The sequence below is a fragment of the Agathobacter ruminis genome (assembly GCF_002735305.1).
GTDB classification, from domain to species: domain Bacteria; phylum Bacillota; class Clostridia; order Lachnospirales; family Lachnospiraceae; genus Roseburia; species Roseburia ruminis.
This window is the reverse complement of sequence record NZ_PDYG01000100.1, coordinates 1-22,668: the sequence shown is the minus strand read 5'-3', so window position 1 is coordinate 22,668 and position 22,668 is coordinate 1. Positions and strand designations below refer to the sequence as shown.

General features: G+C 45.0%; 13 protein-coding genes. 1 reads left to right on the top strand and 12 read right to left on the bottom strand.

The window, feature by feature from the left end:
* Window positions 1-17 precede the first annotated feature (17 nt).
* The 8 genes from CSX02_RS10445 to nifJ all read right to left on the bottom strand — a co-directional run bounded on the left by CSX02_RS10445 (window position 18) and on the right by nifJ (window position 11,442).
* Window positions 18-926 carry a chemotaxis protein gene (locus CSX02_RS10445; RefSeq protein ID WP_099386637.1) on the bottom strand — a complete coding sequence of 303 codons (909 nt, stop codon included), beginning with the start codon at window positions 924-926 and terminating at the stop codon, window positions 18-20.
* A gap of 77 nt (window positions 927-1,003) precedes the next feature.
* On the bottom strand, window positions 1,004-1,726 hold the full coding sequence (locus CSX02_RS10440) for a hypothetical protein (RefSeq protein WP_099386636.1): 723 nt from the start codon (window positions 1,724-1,726) through the stop codon (window positions 1,004-1,006).
* An 86-nt stretch (window positions 1,727-1,812) separates the two neighbouring features.
* Complete coding sequence (locus tag CSX02_RS10435) at window positions 1,813-3,318, bottom strand: sensor histidine kinase (RefSeq protein ID WP_099386635.1); 1,506 nt, start codon at window positions 3,316-3,318, stop codon at window positions 1,813-1,815.
* Window positions 3,319-4,002 carry a response regulator transcription factor gene (locus CSX02_RS10430; protein ID WP_099386634.1) on the bottom strand — a complete coding sequence of 228 codons (684 nt, stop codon included), beginning with the start codon at window positions 4,000-4,002 and terminating at the stop codon, window positions 3,319-3,321. It lies immediately after the preceding gene.
* Complete coding sequence (locus tag CSX02_RS10425) at window positions 3,989-4,558, bottom strand: hypothetical protein (RefSeq protein ID WP_099386633.1); 570 nt, start codon at window positions 4,556-4,558, stop codon at window positions 3,989-3,991. Before CSX02_RS10425 ends, CSX02_RS10430 begins: the two co-directional genes overlap by 14 nt.
* Before the next feature lie 10 nt (window positions 4,559-4,568).
* On the bottom strand, window positions 4,569-6,548 hold the full coding sequence (locus CSX02_RS10420) for a fructose-1,6-bisphosphatase (protein WP_099386632.1): 1,980 nt from the start codon (window positions 6,546-6,548) through the stop codon (window positions 4,569-4,571).
* 14 nt (window positions 6,549-6,562) lie between these two features.
* Window positions 6,563-7,795, bottom strand: a complete 1,233-nt coding sequence (locus CSX02_RS10415) for a CapA family protein (protein WP_099386631.1) — start codon at window positions 7,793-7,795, stop codon at window positions 6,563-6,565.
* A gap of 95 nt (window positions 7,796-7,890) precedes the next feature.
* On the bottom strand, window positions 7,891-11,442 hold the full coding sequence (gene nifJ / locus CSX02_RS10410) for a pyruvate:ferredoxin (flavodoxin) oxidoreductase (protein WP_099386630.1): 3,552 nt from the start codon (window positions 11,440-11,442) through the stop codon (window positions 7,891-7,893).
* 258 nt (window positions 11,443-11,700) lie between these two features.
* On the opposite strand from nifJ, the gene deoD reads away from it, so the two are divergent.
* The gene (deoD, locus tag CSX02_RS10405; protein ID WP_099386629.1) at window positions 11,701-12,417 is read left to right on the top strand and encodes a purine-nucleoside phosphorylase; all 717 of its coding nucleotides are present in this window, start codon (window positions 11,701-11,703) and stop codon (window positions 12,415-12,417) included.
* A 48-nt stretch (window positions 12,418-12,465) separates the two neighbouring features.
* On the opposite strand, the gene CSX02_RS10400 is transcribed toward deoD, so the two are convergent.
* The 4 genes from CSX02_RS10400 to CSX02_RS13790 all read right to left on the bottom strand — a co-directional run.
* Window positions 12,466-15,597, bottom strand: coding sequence for an MBG domain-containing protein (locus tag CSX02_RS10400; RefSeq protein WP_099386628.1), 3,132 nt, complete (start codon window positions 15,595-15,597; stop codon window positions 12,466-12,468).
* An 830-nt stretch (window positions 15,598-16,427) separates the two neighbouring features.
* Complete coding sequence (locus CSX02_RS10395; RefSeq protein ID WP_189281517.1) at window positions 16,428-19,997, bottom strand: hybrid sensor histidine kinase/response regulator; 3,570 nt, start codon at window positions 19,995-19,997, stop codon at window positions 16,428-16,430.
* A 55-nt stretch (window positions 19,998-20,052) separates the two neighbouring features.
* The gene (locus CSX02_RS10390; protein WP_242970473.1) at window positions 20,053-22,185 is read right to left on the bottom strand and encodes an HD-GYP domain-containing protein; all 2,133 of its coding nucleotides are present in this window, start codon (window positions 22,183-22,185) and stop codon (window positions 20,053-20,055) included.
* A 210-nt stretch (window positions 22,186-22,395) separates the two neighbouring features.
* Window positions 22,396-22,668: histone H1 (locus CSX02_RS13790; RefSeq protein WP_099386626.1), on the bottom strand; the 273-nt coding region annotated here is incomplete at its 5' end.

Sequence of the window (22,668 nt, the reverse complement as noted above, 5' to 3'; positions counted from 1 at the left end):
TCTTCTTATTAGTCTCGTTATTTGTTTGCAGCGTTTTCAATCAAATGATCAATTGCATCAACCAACTGTCCAATTTCAGGCTTGGTCAGCTGAGCATCTGCTCCAAGCTGTTCGCCTTTGCGCCGCATTTCCTCGTTTACCAAAGATGAGAAGATAATGAGTGGGATATTCTTCAAGTCGTCGTCTGTCTTTACCAACTTGGTCAAACGATGTCCGTCCATGCGAGGCATCTCAATATCGGTAATAATGCACTGAATCTTGTCAAATGCATTGCCTGCAGCCTTGTATTCGCAAAGCTTGTCCCATGCCTCTTGTCCATCATTGTTAATAACAAGTTTATCATATCCGGCTTTTCTTAAGCAGTCTGTAATCAACTTGCTCAGCAGCGGAGAATCCTCCGCAATCAAAATGGTGGAATCGCTTCTCTCACGCTCTACCATATTATCTACATCAGATGTTCTCAATCCTGTTTCAGGACTGATTCCGGATACGATGGACTCGAAGTCAAGAATGACTACCAATTTGTTTTCCATCTTGATTACACCGGTGGAAATACTTCCGTCCTGGCTGTTGATTGTCGAATCCGGCTTAATAATCTCTTCCCATGATACACGATGAATTCCGATTACCTGGTCTACATGGAAAGCAATATCAAGTTTATTGAAGTTGGTAATGATGAAAAGACCTTCTTCATCCGCCTCCGGAAGACCAAGACATTTTCTTAAATTGATTACGGTAATCATCGTATCACGCGGCATGAAGATTCCTTCTACGCTCGGATGCGTATTCGGAACCGGAGTAACCGGCTGATATTGCAAAATCTCACGAATTTTTGCAACATTGATTCCATAATGATTGTCTGCGAGTGTAAACTCTAAAATTTCCAGTTCGTTTGTTCCGGATTCAAGAAGAATATTTGTATCCATATTCACCCTCCACTATTCGCTCTAAGTATTATTTATTATATCATATTGACTATGTATTGTGCCTATTTTTTTGCAAATTACTTTAATTTTATTGAGCTGGTCTTGTCATTTGCAGTCACTTGCAATGAAAAATCTTTCACAGCTGCGGCATCTTCCTTGGACATTTCAAACAGAAGAACCACTGTTTTCGGCTTTTTTGCCTCAACCGCACCGATGTAAGTCGCCAGATCCGAAGTCAAAAGAGATGACTTTTGCTGTACTTCTTTTCCGTTTGCGCTTAGTTTGAACTTTGGTGCCATCGTAAACAAATCAATTTCAGTATCCGCGGTTGCTTTCAATTCAAATGATAAAATCACAAAAGTATTTCCTTCATTTGCAGTCAAAGCTCCGGCGGTTTCACTGTAATGGTCGTCCACCTTCATGCCACGATAGGTATAAGAAATCGTATCCGGCAATCCCAGCGCTTCCTGTACCGTCACATCCTGCTGTGTCACAGAAGGATCCTGATTTTCGCCGCCTTCGCCCGGACGGATTGTGGTATTTTTATCATCCTGCGTATCTTGCGTTTCCGTCTCCGGCTCCGGTTTCTTTTCCTCCAAATAAGATTCCAGTTCTTTTTTGGAGAGAGAAATCACGCCATCATTCTGATAAATATTGAATTTTGCTACCGATTCCGCTGCATATGCTATAACCAGCTCATACTCATCTTCCGACATCGTATAAAGCGGGGTTCCGCACGCAGAAAGCGACAAGATCGTTGCCATAATCAGGAACAATCCTGCTATTTTTCTCTTCTTCATGTGCTCTTTATTTTGTCCCCATTATTTCTGATACTTTATTCCTATATAATTGTATGTTATCATATTTCATTTTTGATATCAACACCTTATTTCTTTGGTGTACAATCATTTTTGCCCAGCATACAATCAAATTCTGCCCAAAATTCCACTCCGTCCTCATGATTTATGATTCCACACTTTTGATTATGCGAATCCATAATTGCCTTGACGATGGAAAGACCGATGCCACTTCCGCCGTATTCACGCGTGCGCGCCTTATCCACTTTGTAGAATTTTTCCCAGATGCGGTCAATGGCATCCTCCGGAATCTGTTTTCCGGTATTGAATACCGATACGCGCAACAGCTCATCATGCAGCAGATAACTGATGCGGACAATCTTCTCACCCTCACAATGATGAATGGCATTGGTCAGGAAATTGGTCAGCACCTGCTCTGCGAGGAATTCATCCGCCCAGACGCATGCCGGATCCAATGTCTCATCAAAAACGATTTTTGCACCTGCCTGCTCTGCCAAAATGGCATTTGCAGAAAGAATGCCTCTGACCAGTTCCGTCATGTTAAATCGTCCCATTTCCACCATGTCGCGTCCGAATTCAATCTCATTCAGATTCAGAAGCTGTTTTACCATGCGGTTCATTTTTTCCGCTTCATCCATAATGACATCACAATAAAAATTACGACTTTCTTCATCATCATTGATATTTTCTTTCAATCCCTCCGCGTAGCCTGAAATCAGTGCAAGCGGCGTCTTTAACTCATGTGAGACATTCGAAAGAAATTCCTTGCGCATTTCATCAATCTGTTCCTTGCGCTGGATGTCTTTTTGCAATTCATTATTGACGGATTTTAAATCCGAAATGGCAACCTCGAGATTTTCCGACATCTCATTCATAGAATTGCCGAGCGTATCAATCTCTCTGCTTGAAAAACTGCTGCTCTCATAGCGCGCATCAAAATCCAGATTGGACATTCTCAGCGACAATTCCGTCAAATGATGAATCGGGTTCGCCACTTTGCGGGAGACAATCAAAATAATGACAATGCTGATCAGCAATGCCACAAATGCAATTAGGAAAAAGAACCGGAGAGAAATCTTGGTACTCTCGCGAATACTCTCAAGAGCTGTCCGGATCAAAATCGGACTGCCGTCTTCGAGTGTTCCCCACAGCATCAGATATTCCGATTGCATACGCAAATCATTTCGACGCTCGATGCGGTACAAATCCGAACGCAGCAATACCCGTTCATTGTCCTCCTGCTGCTCATAATATAATTCATTCATCTGCATTGTTGCAAAATCCGTACTGCTGTTGGAGCGCAAAACGCCTTCCCCTTTTCCCAGCACCAGGATATTCAGATTGTCTCTTGCGCACAGTTTCTCAAAGGTGACATCAAATGCATCACTGGCCAGATTTCCCTGCATCTCGGCTTTGTCGATGACATCGTAGGCATCTTTTAGCGTCTCTACTTTTTCACGAACATAATACCGTTCCAACTGTGTATAATTGATAATTCCACATGCAACAATCACAAACGTAACCAAAACGGTCATTGTGATGGACAATTGTAAAAATAAGGGCTTTCTCTTCATTTATTCTCCTGCCGTATATTTGTATCCCACACCCCAAACGGTCTTAATCAGGTCTCCCTTTTCTCCGATTTTGCTGCGCAGTTTTTTGACATGCGTATCAATGGTTCTCGCATCCCCGTAATAATCATAATTCCAGACGCTGTCCAGAATGCGTTCACGGGTCAGTGCAATCCCTACATTTTCCATAAAATACTCCAGCAATTCAAATTCTTTGAAACTCAGATCGATATTCTTTCCGTCGACCTTGACAATACGCGCGGTCTTGTTCAATTCTATGCCGCCGGAGGAAAGAATTTGTGCATCTTCCGTGATTGCATTACTGCGTCTCAAAAGTGCTTCTGCACGGGCCACCAGAATTTTCGGAGAAAACGGCTTGGTAATATATTCATCCGCTCCTAGATCAAATCCGTTTAATTCATCGTCCTCCGCACTTTTTGCGGTCAGCATGATAATCGGCACCTTGGAAGTCTGTCGGATTTCCTTACACACATCCCATCCGTTGACCTTCGGCATCATCACGTCCAGAATAAACAATGCAATATCTTTTTCTTTATAAAAATAGCTCAATGCCTCTTCCCCGTCCGAAGCCTCAAGGACAATAAAATCGCGCTTCACGAGAAAGTCTTTGACAAGTTTGCGCATGCGGCTCTCATCATCCGCAACCAGCACTTTAATTTTGTCCATTTTCCAATTCCTCCAGTCTGTTCTGCCATTCCATCAATTGTGATTCCTTTTCATTCAACTCCTGCTCCCATACGGAATAGCGGTCGACCAGTTCATTTTCATAATCAATGACTTCATCTGCGCCCGTTGTAATCATGATTACATACATTCCAATCACAGATGCAGCAAGAACAATACTCGTAAATAATGTAATAAAAAAAGGAATGCGAAAGCTGCGCGTACGGCGCTTGTCCTTTGCGCGAATTTTCTTTTCCAACTGCTTCTTACGCAAGTCCTCCATCTGTGCTTTCGCATTATTGCGGGCGGGAATCGGTTTGATATCCTCACTTTTGATATAAGGGATGGTCACCAAAAATTCCTGTAATTCAAACAAAAACTTGAGGCCGACTTCCGTTTTAAACAGTTGTTTTTTTAACAGATTATTATATAATTTCAAAACCATATCCGGATCGTCCATTTTGGTCCGCTCACGAATATATCGAACCGCATCGGCCTCTGACCGCGCCTGCGCCGCCTCTTCTTCTGTTTCAAATATCAGGCCTTCCGCCTCGTACATAGCACCACCTCTAATAAACAATATAATTGCTGCTCTCCAATTCCGGAAGCGCACCTTCCTGATATGCCGAGATTAGATCACGCAAATCGCGGATTCGCTCCTTCATGCGCTTTCCGACATCCGTATCCCCTACGAGAATACGACGGTCCACCAGTTCCACGGCTTCACGGCGTGATACAATATCCACTCCGTCCTTTACCGCGGTCTCTGCCGACTCAAACGGATCATGCGCAGTCAGCGTCAGTCCATAGGAGTTAAAAATCAAAGTATATCCCGCAATCCCTGTACGTTTGCGATAAGTGCGTGAGAATCCGCCATCAATGATAATCACTTTTCCGTCACATTTTACCGGGCTTTCGCCTTTTAAACGATGAACCGGCACATGGCCGTTGATGATATGTATATTTTTGCCGTACAAGCCAAATTCATGCAAAATCATCTCTGCAATCTGCGGCTGATTAATCAATTCATAATAGCAGTTCTTCGGTTCCACCCAGGTGTCCGGACAGTCAATATAATAGCGCTCAAATGTCGCCATCTTCTTGCGTCCGTACAACGGAGAATACGGAGCTGTCCAGATGTACCACATCAGATCTGCACCCTTTTCCTTTTCCTTCATATCGGTAGAGAAAAAGGCTTTGCGCACATATGATTCCAGCACATCAAACAATTCACGGCCCCAGTATTCGGTTCCGTAAATATTGACCTTGCGGAACGTGCCATCCTCATTCAGCGGCACACTTCCGTGATAAAGCAAATTGCCGTTATAAACCTTATACATATTTCCTTTTTTGAGCATCAGGCGCATATGTTTCTGTAATTTGTCGCAATGCAAAAAAGAGGAACGAAAACGCATCATAACTGCAAGTTCTTCTTCTGTCAGCTGATAAGGATTTTCCGGATCCACGGTCGGGAAATTGCAATCGCGCAAAGGATAAACCTCTCCGTCAAGTTCAATGGTTCCATGCTCATAATCAATTTTTTCGAGCAAAAGCCGATCCTGCATGCCATATTCCGGCCATTTTTTAATCAGCTGCCCTTCCAGCTTGAAACGGATAATCGAGATTGCTTTATGCATTTTGCGAATCAGAGAAGATTCGCTGACGGTACGCGTCGCATCTCCAAGCTGTTTGAAAACAAAAATATCGCATGGATCATCCGCATAGGTCGACATTGCAAAAGTTGCAAGCGGAAGCATATTGATTCCATAGCCTTCCTCGATCATATCCAGATTATCATAGCGAATACTGTTGCGAATGACGGTCGCGATACAGGCAAGTTGCCCTACTGCAGCCCCCATCCAGATAATATCATGATTGCCCCACTGTATATCCAGCGAATGATATTTCATCAGGCGGTCCATAATCAGGTGAGCGCCCGGGCCACGGTCATAAATATCTCCGATAATATGCAAGTGATCCACTGCCAGATGCTGAATCAGAGTGGCCAGTTCCAGAATAAATTCCTCCGTCTGTCCGAGGTTGACAATGGTATCTACGATTGCATCATAATAAGCCTCTTTGTTTAACACCTCCGGCTTTTCGGTGATCAATTCCTCTATAATATAAGCAAAGTCAGGCGGAAGCATTTTTCGCACCTTGGAGCGGGTATATTTGGATGAAACCGTTTTGCATACCTCAATCAGTCGGTACAAAGTCACCTTGTACCAGCTGTCCATATCTTCCTCTGTCTTTTTTACAAGTTCTATTTTTTCACGCGGATAATATATAATCGTTGCAAGTACAGCCTTATCCGCTTCGCTCAGACTCCGTCCGAATACATCATCGATTTTCTTGCGCACAGCGCCGGAGCCGTTTTTCAGCACATGAGAAAATGCCTCATATTCTCCGTGAATATCCGACAGGAAGTGTTCTGTGCCTTTTGGCAAATTCAGAATTGCCTGCAGGTTGATAATCTCCGCAGACGCCTTGCTGATGGTCGGATATTGTTCCGACAATTGTTCCAAATAATGCAAATGATTCTTTTCCACCTAAGAATCCCCCTTTAATTTCTAGATTCTTTTCCCCAGACTTCACGGACCACGGAATCACAATATTCCTTCGAAAAATTCGGATCACTCTCCACAATCCAGTTTCGCTTTGCCAATTCCTTTGTGTAGTCCTCCAAGAAATATACCGTATACGAAGTTCCTTCATCTTCATGGCATACAACAGGCAAAATCGAATAGGACAAAATACCAACCGTACCGTCCGGTTCATAGCCGATGGTCACATCCGCCATTCCACCAATCATTCGTACACCAATCCCCTTCTTTTTGCTCTCTGTTCCGTTGACGAAATTGCCCAACGAATAATAGACGAGCATTCTGCTGCCATCTTTGCGCGTGTACATTTCCACGGGCTCAATGACATGCGGATGGGTCCCGATCACCAAATCGACGCCCCAATCCAAAAACTTTTCACACCATCTCTTTTGTGATGCATCTGCAGTCAGCTGATATTCAGTTCCCCAATGCGGGCAGACCACCACAAAATCAGACAACTCCTTTGCCTTCTCCACATCCTTGCGAACTCTTTCTTCCTCGAGATAATCCACGCAATATTCCATGCCATCCGGCATCTCGATTCCGTTTGTCCCATATGTGTAATTCAATACAGCAATCCGGATTCCCTCTTTGGTATAGACATAAATATCCTTCTGGTCATCCCAGCTGTCATGAATTCCAAGCACCGCAATATCCGGATATTTTTCATTCCAGAATTGCATACAATTGTTGATTCCACGCGCATGCTTATCCAGCGCATGATTCGTGCCATGCAGTATGACATCAAAACCGGCGCGCACTTCAGCATCTCCGAGCTCATAAGGCGAATTAAAGCATGGATAAGAGGACAATCCAAGTTCAGTACCACCGAGGATTGTCTCCTGATTCACAATTGCCAGATCGGCCTGCTCCACCTTATCTTTGACCTGACGAAACAAATGATCGTAGCTGTATGCTCCGTCTTGCGCCTTTCCGGAATCGAGGACGCGTGTATGCATCAGCATGTCGCCGATCATGACAAGTTCTACCTGTGGCAATTCTGCGACAGGCTCCTCCTGCTCGGTCTGCTTTTGTGACTCTTCCTTCCGCACAGCCCCGGCCGCACCCGGAAGCGGTTCCTGGCGAATCACTCTTGTGTTTGTTTTGCCTTGCTTTTCCTGCACTGCCACAAAAACCAGCAGCATGCATAGTACCACACAGGAAACGCACAAAGAAATCATTGCTTTCTTCATAACACTTTACCATTCAAATGTGATCAAACTATGTTGCTACTCCCATATTCATATTTTACCACAAAGCCCCGCACTTTTGTGCGGGGCTTGCAGAATTATTTGTATAATTCAACTAATTTTTCTAAGTGAGCAAAACGCTCGTTTGCAACTTCTTCGGACTTCTTGAAGAGTCTCTCAGCACGCTCCGGGAACGGCTTGATCAGACGTGTATAACGGGCTTCGTTATTTAAGAAGTCTTGGTAAGAACCATCTCCTGCCTTAGAGGTAAGAGTGAATGGATTCTTGCCTTCTGCCTTGAGTGCAGGATTGAATGAGAAGAGGTTCCAGTAACCTGCTGCAACTGCTTTCTTCATTTCATCCTGGCAGTGGTTCATACCACCCTTGGCAATTCCGTGAAGTTCACATGGAGCATATCCGATGATCAGTGATGGTCCCGGATAAGCTTCTGCTTCAGCGATAACCTTAACAGCCTGTGCCATATTTGCACCAAGTGCAATCTGAGCAACATATACATATCCGTAGCTCATAGCGATTTCAGATAAGGACTTCTTGCCGATTTCCTTACCGGCTGCTGCGAACTGACATACTTCACCGATATTGGAAGCCTTGGAAGCCTGTCCACCGGTATTAGAATACATCTCAGTATCGAATACCATGACATTTACATTCTCACCGGAAGCAAGGACATGATCCAATCCGCCGAATCCGATATCATATGCCCATCCGTCACCACCGAAGATCCATACAGACTTCTTGCCGAGGTAATCTTTCTTCTCGAGTACTTCCGGAGCGATTGGGCATCCTGCTGCTGCAGCCTTCTCCAATTCTTCGATGAGTACCTTGGTAGGCTCAACATTTGCTTTGGTATCTTCCTTGGTCTCAAGGAACTTATCAACTGCTGCCTTGAATTCTGCAGTAGCCTTATCTCCTGCTGCCATCTCTTTAATCTTTTCGATTGCAGCTTCACGAACATATTTCTGTCCTACATACATACCAAGACCGTGCTCAGCATTATCCTCAAATAATGAGTTAGACCATGCCGGACCCTTCTTAGAGTCGATGTTTACGGTATATGGTGAGGTTGCAGCCGGGTTACCCCAGATAGAAGAACATCCTGTTGCATTGGAGATGAACATCTGCTCACCAAACAGCTGGGTGATCAATCTTGCATAAGAAGTCTCTGCACAACCTGCACATGAGCCAGAGAACTCAAGCAATGGCTGGTTGAACTGTGATCCCTTAGGGGTCAAGTCGTTCATGCCTGCATCGGTCTTCTTTGATACATTTGCAACCAGGTAATCAAATACAGGCTGCTCTGCAGACTGAGATTCCTGTGGCTTCATTTCGATTGCGCCAACCGGACATACGGTGATACACTCGCCGCATCCCATACAGTCAAGCGGAGATACGCTCATGGTGTACTTGTATGCGCCTGCCTTCGGCTTCATATCTGCAAGCTTGATGTTTGCAGGAGCAGCCTTTACTTCGTCGTCTGATAACAGGAACGGACGAATGGTAGCATGTGAACATACAAATGCACAGTTGTTACACTGGATACATTTCTCAGCATTCCATTCAGGAACAGATACAGCAGTTCCTCTCTTCTCATAAGCAGAAGCTCCTGTTACGAACTGACCGTCTGCGCAATCCTTGAATGCAGATACCGGAAGGGAATCTCCATCCATCTTTGAAATCGGAGTTAAGAGATCCTTAACAAGTTTCACAGTTTCAGGACGACCTGTCAATTCCTTAGCAGGTGCATCAGCTTCCGGATTTGCCCATGAAGCAGGTACTTCTACTTTGTGTACAGCATCTACACCGGCATCGATTGCCTTGTAGTTCATCTCTACGACAGCATCACCCTTCTTAGAGTAAGACTTCTTTGCAGCAGCCTTCATATATTCAACAGCCTGATCGATTGGCATTACATCTGCAAGTTTGAAGAAAGCAGACTGCAAAATGGTATTGGTTCTCTTGCCCATACCGATTTCGATTGCCTTGTCGATCGCATTGATGGTATAAAGCTGAATGTTGTTGTCAGCGATATATTTCTTAGCTTCAGCATTTAAATGCTGCTCTAATTCTTCGTCAGACCACTGGCAGTTGATCATGAATACTCCGCCCGGCTTAACATCCTGAACCATCTTCATTCCCTGGATTACATATGCAGGGTTGTGGCAAGCCACGAAGTCAGCCTGGTTGATGTAATATGGGCTCTTGATTGGGTTGTCACCGAATCTCAGATGAGAAATGGTTACACCACCGGTCTTCTTTGAGTCATACTGGAAGTATGCCTGAATATATTTGTCGGTGTGGTCACCGATAATCTTGGTAGAGTTCTTGTTGGCACCTACAGTACCGTCACCACCGAGACCCCAGAATTTGCACTCTTTTGTACCAGGTGCGGAAGTGATTGGAGCCGGCTTCACCTCAGGCAGTGAAAGATTGGTTACATCATCCACAATACCGATGGTAAAGCGGTTCTTCGGTGCATCCTTCTCCAGTTCCTTGTATACTGCAAATACAGATGAAGGAGGAGTATCCTTTGATCCAAGACCATAACGGCCGCCAACCAATACGATATCATTGAGACCAGCCTCACGAAGAGTGGTACATACATCAAGATATAACGGCTCACCGAGTGATCCAGGCTCTTTTGTTCTGTCTAATACGGCAATCTTCTTAACAGTCTTAGGAAGAACCTTAAGGAGTGCTTCTGAAGACCAAGGACGATATAAGCGAACCTTAACAAGTCCGACTTTCTCTCCCTTTGCGGTCAGGTAATCAATTACTTCTTCAGCCACGTCGTTGATTGAGCCCATAGCTACAATTACGCGCTCTGCATCAGCAGCTCCATAGTAGTTGAAAAGCTTATAGTCTGTACCGAGCTTTTCGTTTACCTTGTTCATGTACTTCTCTACGACTGCAGGAAGTGCATCATAGAAGCTGTTGCAAGCCTCGCGGTGCTGGAAGAATACATCACCGTTCTCATGAGAACCACGAGCGGTTGGATGGTTTGGATTTAAAGCATGTGCGCGGAACTCCTTAACGGCATCCATTGGGCACATTTCTTTCAAATCTTCATAATCCCACTTCTCGATCTTCTGAATCTCGTGAGAAGTACGGAATCCGTCGAAGAAATTGATGAAAGGAACCTTTCCTTCCAAAGCTGCCAGATGTGCAACCGGAGAAAGATCCATAACTTCCTGAGGATTGGTCTCACATAACATTGCGAAACCGGTCTGACGACAAGCATATACATCACTGTGATCGCCAAAGATGTTCAGTGCATGAGATGATACAGTACGTGCAGATACATCAAATACACATGGCAGGTTCTCACCTGCGATTTTATACATGTTAGGAATCATGAGTAATAATCCCTGTGAAGCAGTAAATGTGGTGGTCAATGCACCGGTAGCCAGTGAACCGTGTACGGTTCCGGCAGCACCTGCTTCCGACTCCATCTCTACTACTTTAACTGTTGTACCAAAAATGTTCTTCAGTCCTGCTGCAGACCACTGATCAACAGAATCTGCCATCGGTGAAGATGGTGTGATTGGATAAATACCAGCTACTTCGGTGTATGCATACGCAACATGTGCAGCGGCTGTATTACCATCCATAGATTGTTTTGCTCTAGGCATAAAATTCAACCTCCTTTTGTAAACAGGGCCTCTCTCTTCATTACTTTAGCCCATATATAGTTTATGCTAGCACATCATTTTTCCTTTGTAAACGAAAGCAAGTGTACTAAATCAAATACATTATTTCTTTTCATTTTTGTACTAATTTGACAACACTTTTTCACTTGTTGTTGTTTTTGTTTATTCTTTTCCTCCTAGCCGAATGAAGTCTTTTCATATATAATAGAACACATAAACATATTTTAGGAGGAAGAAAATATGGCAACACCACATAACGGCGCCCAAAAGGGTGATTTCGCGAAGACCGTCCTCATGCCGGGCGATCCTCTCAGAGCAAAATTTATCGCAGAAACATTTCTTGATGATGTAAAGCTTGTTACTTCCGTGCGCAACGTATACGGATATACAGGCACTTACAAAGATGTTCCGGTATCAGTAATGGCATCCGGAATGGGCATGCCTTCCATCGGAATTTATTCCTATGAGTTATATACACAATACGATGTCGAAAATATCATCCGCATCGGTTCAGCCGGCAGCTATGTGCCTGATCTGCATGTTTACGATGTTGTTCTTGCAAACAGTGCATACAGCGGTTCTTCTTTTGCACGCGTACAGAACGGCACCACAGATGATGTCATGTATCCGTCTGTCAAAATCAACGATACGATTCTGAAAACTGCAAAAATTCTTGATATTCCGGTTAAGGTTGAGCGCATTCACTCTTCCGATGTCTTCTACGAAGAAGCCACCAACGGAAGCTTCGAGCGATATGTCACCGACCATGGTGCAAAAGCAGTCGAAATGGAAAGCTTTGCATTATTCCACAATGCAAACGTGCTGGGCAAAGGCGCAGCATGTCTTCTGACCATCTCCGATTCTTTCGTACTCGATGAGGATACCACTGCAGAAGAACGCCAGAACAGCTTCACCACCATGATGAAGCTTGCTCTCGAGGCAGCCATCCAGTTATAATCACTTTTCATGAAATTCAAAAGTCCCGACAGATGTCGGGACTTTTTATCATTTATTTTTTCGTTTCATACTTATCAGCAGCAGCCATGCAACTGCCATCGGCAAAAACAGTCCAAACGGCTTAACATCTCCGGTATCCGGTACAAACCGGACATTGTGCGCACGATTGATTACCTCCGCCACGACAATTTTACAGCTTGCTGTTTTACCGCCATCCCTTGTCGTTGCTGTAATCATACACTCTCCCGTGCCGACTGCCACCACAGTTCCATCCTCTGTCACCTGCGCCACTTTCGCATTGCTGGTCGTCCAGATGACACCTTTCTCCATCGCAGATTGCGGCAAAACAGTCGCAATCAGTTTTTCTTCGCCCTTAGTCCGGTCGAATCGAATTTCTTTTTTGTTTAACTCGATGGATACGACTGCATCCGTCCATGCAATCATAACCGGAGACAGGCTCGTTGCGGTGACCACAAGACCCTCTTCGGTCTCCTGTACCTCAGGCAGCTCGGTTTCTCCCGGTTCATGCATGCCCATTTCTTCTGCAAACATATGTGAAACAGCAAAATTATGGTCTTTTGCATTGGTCCCTTTTGGATAAGGCAATGAAAACGAAATACCGTCTGCCGGGAAATGCTCCCTTGTTGCCCGCTCCCAGGTCTGACCGCCATCATAGGTAATCTGCATGATCACAGAATACATTTTCTGTTTAACGGTGATGCCCGCCGGTGCATTCCACTTCGGCTCATCTCGCATCAACTGTCGCATCATTTCGTCCTGCAATCGCTGTTCATTCGTATAACCAAGATTTCTGATTGTTTCTTCAATCTCATTATCGCCAATGTGATACCGAATCAGGACACGGGACTCAAATTTTCTGCCGTCCGAATCCCGGTTATCATTCTTTAAATGATTATAGACATAAACCGTATCCGTATAGGTTTTTCCGTTTTTCGTAACAGATGCGACATATGTCTTTGCAGAATCATCTCCTGTCACCGTAATCTCACAAGGTTCATCAAGAACATGGCTGCTGTTGTAATCGCAGATAAAACGCGCCATACATTCTGTCAGTTCTTCATTCCAGGTAAAGGTCGGAGGATTCGAATACACATGATCCGTAATCGTCAAAGTACCATCCACAAACTGCAGACTGTAATTTGGATTGGCGCCATTCTCTTCGCCGGCTGTAACCGCATAAGAGCCAACCTCTTCTCCCGGTTCACGCGTCATATGAATTCCAAAAATCGTATCACCCGGGATAATTCCGGATGCATAAAATGTATAAGTCGGTTCTTCTTCATCCGCATGCTTTTGCACATCATCCACCACAATGGTGACTTCTTTTGGATGAATCACATATCCATGCGTATTCTCACCGTTAAAACAATAATTTGATCCGGCCTGTATCGTTGCAACAGCCTCATAGCTTCCCGCATTTTTTGCATCTCCGGTCACAATCACATCACAGGAATCGCCCGGCAAAACACCGTCTGCGCGAACGGTCGGCTTATGATAATTGCGATCATATGAAAATTCAAAGTCTGACCACACAAGCTCAATTTCTCTCGGCAGGATTTTGAAGGTTCCAAGCCTCGTCTCCTCCACATCCGAATAATTCGGTTCTCCGATGATTTTGTAATAAACCTCATAATCGCCGGCATCCGTCGCACCCGGGCGCGATGTCTTCCACTCACCATCTGTTCCGATTCTAAAATAGATTGAGCCGCCTGTAATCTCCGAATGGGTTTCCATCCAATGCTCATCCTTGTCATATTCCACATCCGGATTCAGTTGAATCTCATATTCCGGTGTTTTCGGGGTTACGGTAACCGTCGCCACGCCGTACACATCTTCATAATTTTGGGCAGTCACACGATAATAAATGGTCTTGCTGCCGACATCCGTCTGGGTCGGTGCTTCTGTCATATCATAGGTGCCTTCTTCATAACCATAGGTAATCTCATAGGCAACCGGATTCACGACACGAATGGAAATCGTATGAGGATCCCCGTCATAGACCACATTGACATCCTTGTCCCTCACATATAAAACATCCGGAATAATTGCAAATCCGGCCGAAGCCGATGCTTTGACAGTCGCATCCTCGATGACACTAACCTTCATCCAGTAATCGCCAATCTCTGTCGGTGCTCCGCCTTCTGTTGTCGCACCATTTACCGATGTTGTCGGATTGTTTAAATCCTCATCCGTATAATAACTAATCTCCAGCGTTGCCTTCGTCACGCCTGTAATCCGATCATCGATATGATAATTTTCATATGGTGCCATATTATAAAGCAAGTCATTTGCCTCAAGCGACAATACCAGCTTGTTGTCACGATGATAATCGCAGGTATGTTCCTGCGTGCAATATGCATAAATCTTGTTGGCGTCTTCGCCTTCCCCGCTCTCGTAATTCCAGCTATGTGAAAATTCCTCAATCTGTTCCACACTTCGTGTCAAAAGATTATGGCACAATCTCACATTGTTGCGGTCCCGATCAAAAATATTCGTATCCGCAAAAACCGTCAAATAGCCATTTCGCACCTTCAAATCCGCTGCAATCACATATTCCTGATCTGTCGTTGCCGTTGCCACAATCTGTGCATTTTCCGGCAATCCCACCAATACGCCGGATGCCGCAATGTTCACATGCCCGCTCGTAATTCCGTTTGCAAGCTCGGAGTCCATATTCAGGTCGCCGTAATACAATCCGCCATACGCTCCGTTCTTAATCTCCAAGTCCGGTGAAATTTCAAAATCAGTTCCCATCGCCTGCGCCAGCTCCGTCAAAATCAAATTGGTAGCACGATTCGGGCCCCCGAATTCTCCGCACAGGACGACACATCCTCCTGCATTTGCATAGTTGGACAAATTATCTGCATAGGATACCAGACTTGTATCCGGCATCATAATAAAAATCAATGAATACTCGCTCAAAGATCCCCCCAACATGCTAAAACTCGAAGATTGTGTCACAGTAACCGGGCTGTCAAGTGTCGAAGCAGCCTCCATAATTGAGTGTAAATCACTCGCAGCTGCCGCGCGCGCCAAAAGAAGTACCTTTCGTTCCTTCCCTTCTGCACGCAAAAAAGAAGCGCCAAATGTCGCTCCAAGCAACATTGCCACTGCAGACAAAACTAGAATAAAATTCTTTCCAATCAAATGTTTTTTCATGTCATTCTACTCCTACCTTATATTTTATCATAAGCCCCCATACATTCCTAGTACTTTTTCTCCACCGCCGTTGCCATTCACAGCATGTATTGCCTGACATCCTCAGCCCATAAACCCGGTACCCCCTTCACAATTTTGCGAATATTTAAGGTTTTCAATATGCAAAAGGCGAGCATCACACATGTGTCTTTTGATGAATGAACCATTTTGAAAAAGGTTTATGAAGTGGCGGACACCTAGTTTGTTGATATTATGTACTTCTCAGTCTAAGGGATACCCGGGTTCAGACTCCGTTTGCCAAGTGAAATGACAAAATGAGTTTTGTGTTTATAGGCACCATGCATTACGCAACGTCGTGTTGCAATCGCATTTGCGCCGCCTTCCGTGGCGGCGCATACCTATAAACATCAAAACTCATTTTTATTTCACTAGGGCTCACTCCAATTCACCCGGGTATCCTTTAGATGAGAAGTCCATATACAATCGCTTTGTGTGTCCGCCAACGATAAACTTTTTTTCAAAATTGTACAGGCATTCAAAAGACACATGAAAATCAGGATGCGAGCTTTTGCATATATGAAAACCAAAATATTCTTGCAAAGTGAAGGGGTTACCGGGTTTATGGGCTGAGGATATTAGGTAATGCGCGCAATTCAAGTCTCGCTCGCGAGACTTGGCGCGAGATTTGCGTCAGCGTAGCTGACATATTTCATATGCAAATCTCTGCGCATCCTCGCGGAGCGTTTATCTCAGTCGGAGATTGTAACCCCGACTGAGATAAATACCCCCGGCGCATCGAACAAAAAGGCTCGATGGCCGGGGGTTGCATGTTAAGTAACAGGTTTTTTCGGGCGCATCATGATTTCATCAGGTAGATGACTCATAATGGCATATTCTAGTTCACGAGAATCGATTGGTTTGACGAGGTATCCGTTGTATCCGAGGCTGCGGTAATAAGCGTCACCGTCTGCAATCATGTCTCCGGTCAATGCATAGACAGGCAGGTCCGGATGGCGCCTGCGGATTTTTTCGATGATAGGGATGCCATCATTTCCGGAAACCATGGTATCGAGAAAGACGACATCAAAGGTGCCGTATTTGATTTTCTGCAAACATTCGGCAGCATTTCCGGCAGTCGTCACAAACACGCGCGTCTCCGTCAAAAGATTTCGGATGACCATCAGATTCTTTGGATTGTTGTCAACTACGAGGACTTCCGCATCCGGTGCGATGAATTTCGGCACATACGGCTGCACTTCCTTTGATTGACTCTGTTCGCTGAAACTGCCGATTTCTGTATGATCGCGAATCAGCTGTTCGACAGAAAGAATGAATTCCGTTCCCTCCCCGTAAGTACTCTCACACATAAGATCGCCACCGAGCATCTGTGCGAACTGTTTGGAGATACTTAATCCAAGTCCGATATCATCGGTATCTTCTCCCGATTGTTCATCCAGCATTTCATAGGCAAGGAACACTTTCTCCACCTGTTCCGGCGTCATGCCGACACCGGTATCCTTGACGCAGATGCGCAGGCGACAGATTTCACTTGTCTTTTCCACCACAATGACATGTAAGGTAATGGTTCCCATCGGTGTATATTTGATGGAATTATTCAGCAGCGTCATAATAATCTGGCTGATTTTGCCATCATCTCCGTATAATTTCACCGGCAAAGTCGGATCCAGTTCCAATTGAAAATCAAGATTATGCTCCTCGCATCTCAATCGTACCGAGGCAACGATTTTTTGCATCAGTGCCTGCGTATCATAATCACGCTTGTTTAAATGTGCCTTGCCGGATTCGATGATGGAGATGTCAAACAAATCATTGACCAGTCCCAGCAAAACTTCTGATGCACTATGAATTTCAGTTGCGTGGGATTTGACCATGGCGCCATACTCATTGGCCGATTCCGGCGCGACCGCACGCAAAAGCATCTCATCCAATCCGAGGATGGTATTGATCGGCGTTCTGATTTCGCGTGACATATTTGCCAGGAAGTGGGACTTGGCTGCATTGGCCTGTTCCACTGCCGCCTTGGCCGATTGCACTTCATTATATTGCTTGCGAATAATGGTACCGGTCAGGATACGCCAGATAAAGAATCCAATCAGACCTACGCAGACCGCGATTGCAAGAATCCGAACCACCAAGAGTTCTACCAGTTTCGGGCGTTTCATCACGGCAAATGTCTGATCCTGATAGATGGTTTGACCGGTTGCATCCACAATCTGAATATGCAATGTATAATTGCCATACGGAATTCCCGTATATTCCAGATAGTTCAGGCGATGAACCGATGCCGTAATTCCCTTGTCATCCATGCCTTCCAGATACATATGGACGGTCGGATTAGACATGGAATAATCAAGGATTGCCGGATTTACCTGCACACGATGTGCGGTTTTCGGCAATATATAGGTGCCATTCGCATCCGGTTGGATGATTTTTCCGTCGCAATAGATTTCCTGAACGCCTATACGAATGTGGGAAGACAGTTCCCTGTAATTGTTGATATTGACACTGCATACACCGGTTCGTCCGGCCAAATACAGATTGCCATTCTCATCGATATCGCTAAAGGCGTTTCCTGTCGGGATACTGCTCAATCCGTTTTCCATATTGTACAGGCGATATTCATGGATGTTGTTGGCCAGCATATCGCTTATTTTGACACGATACAGTCCATATGATGAGGCCACCCAGATATGTTCCTGATTGTCAAAGAATATTGCATAATTGTTGTTATACGGAAAGCTGTCAATATTGGTAATCAGGTCATGATGCATGAATTCGATGGAATTGGATGTCACAATCCACATCCCGTCATTGGTCGCATCATATTTCAATCGGAGAATGACATCGCTTGTCAGTCCGTCATCCCTCGTAATCTTGCGAACCTTGCCATGCTCATAGACATAAATACCGTCTCCGTCCGTACCGAAATACAGTTCTTCACCTTTTCCTTCCTCGACCGTCAGCAACACGGTATTGTCAAGTCCCTGTTCTTTCCCGACGGTGCTTACAAGCCGTCCCTTCCGGAATACACAAAGTCCCATGTTGGTTCCCACGAGAACCCTGCCGTCATGCGCCAGACATGCACATCTTGCCTCATTGCATGGCATCCCGTCCTCTGTTGTAAACTGAAGGATTTCGTGTTTTTGTGTATAACAAATAACGCCCATATCATTGGAATATGTGCAAATCCAGATATTTCCGTCCGCATCCTGAATGATACAGCGGATTCGTACGCCATCAAGTTTTTGTGTCAGTTCATTGGTAACCGGTTTCATTTGGTCTATGATCTGCAGGCCATGATCGGTTCCGACATACAGTGCATTTTCAAATACGCAGGTTGCATTGACCACATCCTCTGTCATTCCGGAGATTGCAGTCACATTGCGAAAGTTCGAGGAAACCACCTTCATCAGACCCTGCTTGGATGATGCAATCCACAGATTGCCCTGATAATCGCTGGTAAGCATCTCAATAGAAGCATTCATCGGCACTTCCGTAAGCGGATGATATTCTTTCTTCAAATCCAGATAGCCAACCGTTGTTTTGGAGCAGATCCAGATGCGATTGCACTCTGACGAAATCCATACAATTTCATCCGGCATTTCCGTCTGAATCATCTGATAAGATTTCAAGTCACTTTGCAGCTTGCCAAAATAAACATGACGGTCGTCTGCACCCAGATATACATATCCCGGATTATCCGGATCCGGATATATGGTAGAAAATGCGCCAACACCCATTTTCTCGCCACTGATAATTGCCGAAACCTTGCCATGTGCAATGCAAAATGCGTCTCCGTTTCGCGTCGTGCCATATATTTTTCCTTCTGTATCCGCGACCAGGCGAATGATATACTGATCCGCCAAATCGGCATCTTCAAAAGGATGTACCTGATAATCATCCGACACAAAAACGATTCCATTGGTTGTTCCAACCCAGACATTGCCTTCTTCATCCTGCGCAAATCCATGGATGGAAGAAGCCGGAAGACCTTCCTTGTAGGTAATATGTGTACATTCCCTCCCGTCAACTACCACAACACCATTGTCATTCGTGCCTACCCAGATGCGATTTTTGTCATCCTGAAACAGTACGCGTCCACTGGTCAGTCCCTTTGACGCGTCCATTCGCTCAAAATTCTCACCGCCGTAGCGGAATACACCGCTGTATCCTGCAGTCCATAAATAACCGTCATTCGCAGCCAGAACACAGTTGACATCAGAAGTCGGCAAGCCGTTGGAAGCATCATACAGTTTGGCGAGGTAGCCTCCATCTGTCTGACCGCTGGCCGTAAAGCCGCCACCTGTCGTGTTCTCTGTCTCATCAGCTCCCGTCGGCATAAATCCGCCGGTAAATACGAACAGAACTGCCACTGCCACGGCACATTTTTTTATCCACCTTTTGTTCTTCATATTCGCCCTACCTTCCGCGTGTTTATGCTTCTTGATATTTTTGCAAAATCACTTTAACTTCTGTCAGGGAATCCATGAATACTTCAACACATTTCGGATCAAACTGCGTGCCCGCACCTTCCTGAATGATTTCCAAAGCTTTTTCAATTGGGAAAGCAGGTTTGTACACGCGCGGCGAAGTCAGTGCATCAAACACATCCGCAACAGCCATGACGCGAGCAGACAACGGAATCACCTCTCCGACCAGTCCTTCCGGATAGCCCTTTCCATCCCAGCGCTCATGGTGATAAGCAGCCATATTGCGTGCTTCTTTGAGATAGTTTTCTCCTTTGACCGTACTGATTGCCTGCTCCATAATCTTTTTTCCGGCCGTTGTATGCGTCTTCATAATTGCAAATTCTTCATCGGTCAGTTTGCCCGGCTTATTCAAAACTGCATCCGGAATATTGATTTTGCCTACATCATGAAGTGGTGCCGACATGACAACATCTTCGATATATTTCGGAGTCAGTTTCGAACTGTAATATCCTTTTTCGGCTAAACCATTTAATATAATTCTGACATATGCCGCTGTTTTTTGGATATGAGCACCGGTATCAGAGTCACGATTTTCGACCATGTCCGCCATGGTAATAATCAAACCGTTTTGCATGTCAGCCGTTGCCTGCGCATAATGACGAATATCGCGCATCTGCTCTGCCATGGCATATGCCATCTTGTAAATGGCATTATACAGATGCTCAACTTCATCTCCCGTACGAATGTCGAGTTCACGCAGCTTTTTGACATTCGCCTCAAGGGTTTCCTGTGTCATATCATCATCGCGGAAATTAGTAATCACAGCATCCATGCTGCTAATCGGATAAACCAGATAATTTCCGGAAGTCCACAGGCCATACCCCATGATTAGAATGAAAAATCCGGAAAATACCAGTATCACCTTGATCATATATTCATAGATATAGGCAGAGAGATTTTCCATCGCCACATCCGCACCGGCATAGCACACCGTCACACCGGCCGAATTGCGTACAGGACAATAATCGGTCAAAACCCATCCGCTCTTATCATTTGATTCGATTGGCTCAATCTGTTTACCGGCAAGCAAATCCTCCAGATACGGTTCAAAAGCCTCCTCGAATTCCGCTTTTTCTCCCGGCTGATAACTCTCCATATCTCCGGAATCCAAATCCATAATAAAATAGCATCCGTCCTTTTTGATTTTTACCAGATACAGATATTTCACGCCGTCTGAATTGTCCCGGATTTTGTATAACATATCTTTGGTTTGCTGATAGCCTTCCGCAGATTCTCCGTATTCCAGATAATCGTCCACCCGATCCGGGTCAACCATACTTGCAGCAAACCGGGCGGCATAATGCGCATTTTGCGTATATCGCTCACGCTCATTTTTGAAATGCAAATCCATACTGATCCAGATAATGATGGTTGCAAGGCCAAGCGCTACAATCACAAGCATGGTTGTCACCCGCTTTCGGACGGTATACTTTTTGCCGTTGCTCTTGGCATTCATGCGACGGATTTCAGGAAGCATCAACGGTTTTTGCTGCCAGCTGCAATTCCACAAATCCTGTACCATCTGCTTTGGCATCAGCCGGATTGCCAACAGCGCAATCAAAGTCGTAATCGTCTTATCCACAAAATTCAGTCCGATATTGATGCATAAAGCCCCCACAAAATATCCTGCACCATTGGATGTAAACAATGCTTTTGCGGTTTCCTGCACATCTGCAAATTGCGGTCCGTCCAGCAGCAGCCATTGGAACATAATTCCAATGCCGCCGCTGATAATTGCCAGAATCAGGATCAGCAACAGTGCCATGCGCTTTTTCTTATATTTTTTGAGTCTCGAAAACCACCCCACGCAGATTGCGATACATACATTGATAATAACAAAATAAGGTGAAACACCATTGAACAGGCCTGCGACCACATTTGAAATCGATGCGGTGACAATTCCCGGAAATGCACCGCACAATGCCGCAGTAAACACCGTTCCTGTGGTATCCAGATATAATGGCACTTTCAGCTTCCAGACCAGATATGCCGGAAGCACATTCAGCAATACGCCAATGATCATCATGCATAGACACCACATCTTTGGACGATTCACATTTTTAAAATACTCCTTCACCTTTACCCCTCCAATCACGACATATTATCAGATAATTCATCGCACTTACTTCTTTATTTTATCACATTGCATCATACTTTCAAACTATTTATCGCTCTGCCCCCGTATTGTCTGACATATTTTTTAGTTACCATTCACAGCATGTATTACAGTAGCATCCTCGCCCCATGGCCCCAGTACGCCCTTCACATTTTGCGAATATTTTTTGGCTCATTCGTATGCTTTTGCCGCGCTGGGATGCATACGAACTCTAGGTTTTTTGGCACATTCGTATGCTTTTGCCGCGCTGGGATGCATACGAACTCTAGGTTTTTTGGCTCGTTCGTATGCTTTTGCTGGGCTGGGATGCATACGAACCCTAAGTTTTTCGGCTCGTTCGTATGCTTTTGCCGCGCTGGGGTGCATACGAACCCTAGGTTTTTTGGCTCGTTCGTATGCTTTTGCCGCGCTGGGATGCATACGAACTCTAGGTTTTTTGGCTCG

What these genes read in the sequence shown, in the direction of transcription:
- CSX02_RS10440 (WP_099386636.1), bottom strand. Translation starts at nt 1,726, where the DNA reads ATGAAGAAGAGAAAAATAGCAGGATTGTTCCTGATTATGGCAACGATC.
- deoD (WP_099386629.1), top strand. Translation starts at nt 11,701, where the DNA reads ATGGCAACACCACATAACGGCGCCCAAAAGGGTGATTTCGCGAAGACC.
- CSX02_RS10400 (WP_099386628.1), bottom strand. Translation starts at nt 15,597, where the DNA reads ATGAAAAAACATTTGATTGGAAAGAATTTTATTCTAGTTTTGTCTGCA.
- nifJ (WP_099386630.1), bottom strand. Translation starts at nt 11,442, where the DNA reads ATGCCTAGAGCAAAACAATCTATGGATGGTAATACAGCCGCTGCACAT.
- CSX02_RS10435 (WP_099386635.1), bottom strand. Translation starts at nt 3,318, where the DNA reads ATGAAGAGAAAGCCCTTATTTTTACAATTGTCCATCACAATGACCGTT.
- CSX02_RS10415 (WP_099386631.1), bottom strand. Translation starts at nt 7,795, where the DNA reads ATGAAGAAAGCAATGATTTCTTTGTGCGTTTCCTGTGTGGTACTATGC.
- CSX02_RS10445 (WP_099386637.1), bottom strand. Translation starts at nt 926, where the DNA reads ATGGATACAAATATTCTTCTTGAATCCGGAACAAACGAACTGGAAATT.
- CSX02_RS10425 (WP_099386633.1), bottom strand. Translation starts at nt 4,558, where the DNA reads ATGTACGAGGCGGAAGGCCTGATATTTGAAACAGAAGAAGAGGCGGCG.
- CSX02_RS10430 (WP_099386634.1), bottom strand. Translation starts at nt 4,002, where the DNA reads ATGGACAAAATTAAAGTGCTGGTTGCGGATGATGAGAGCCGCATGCGC.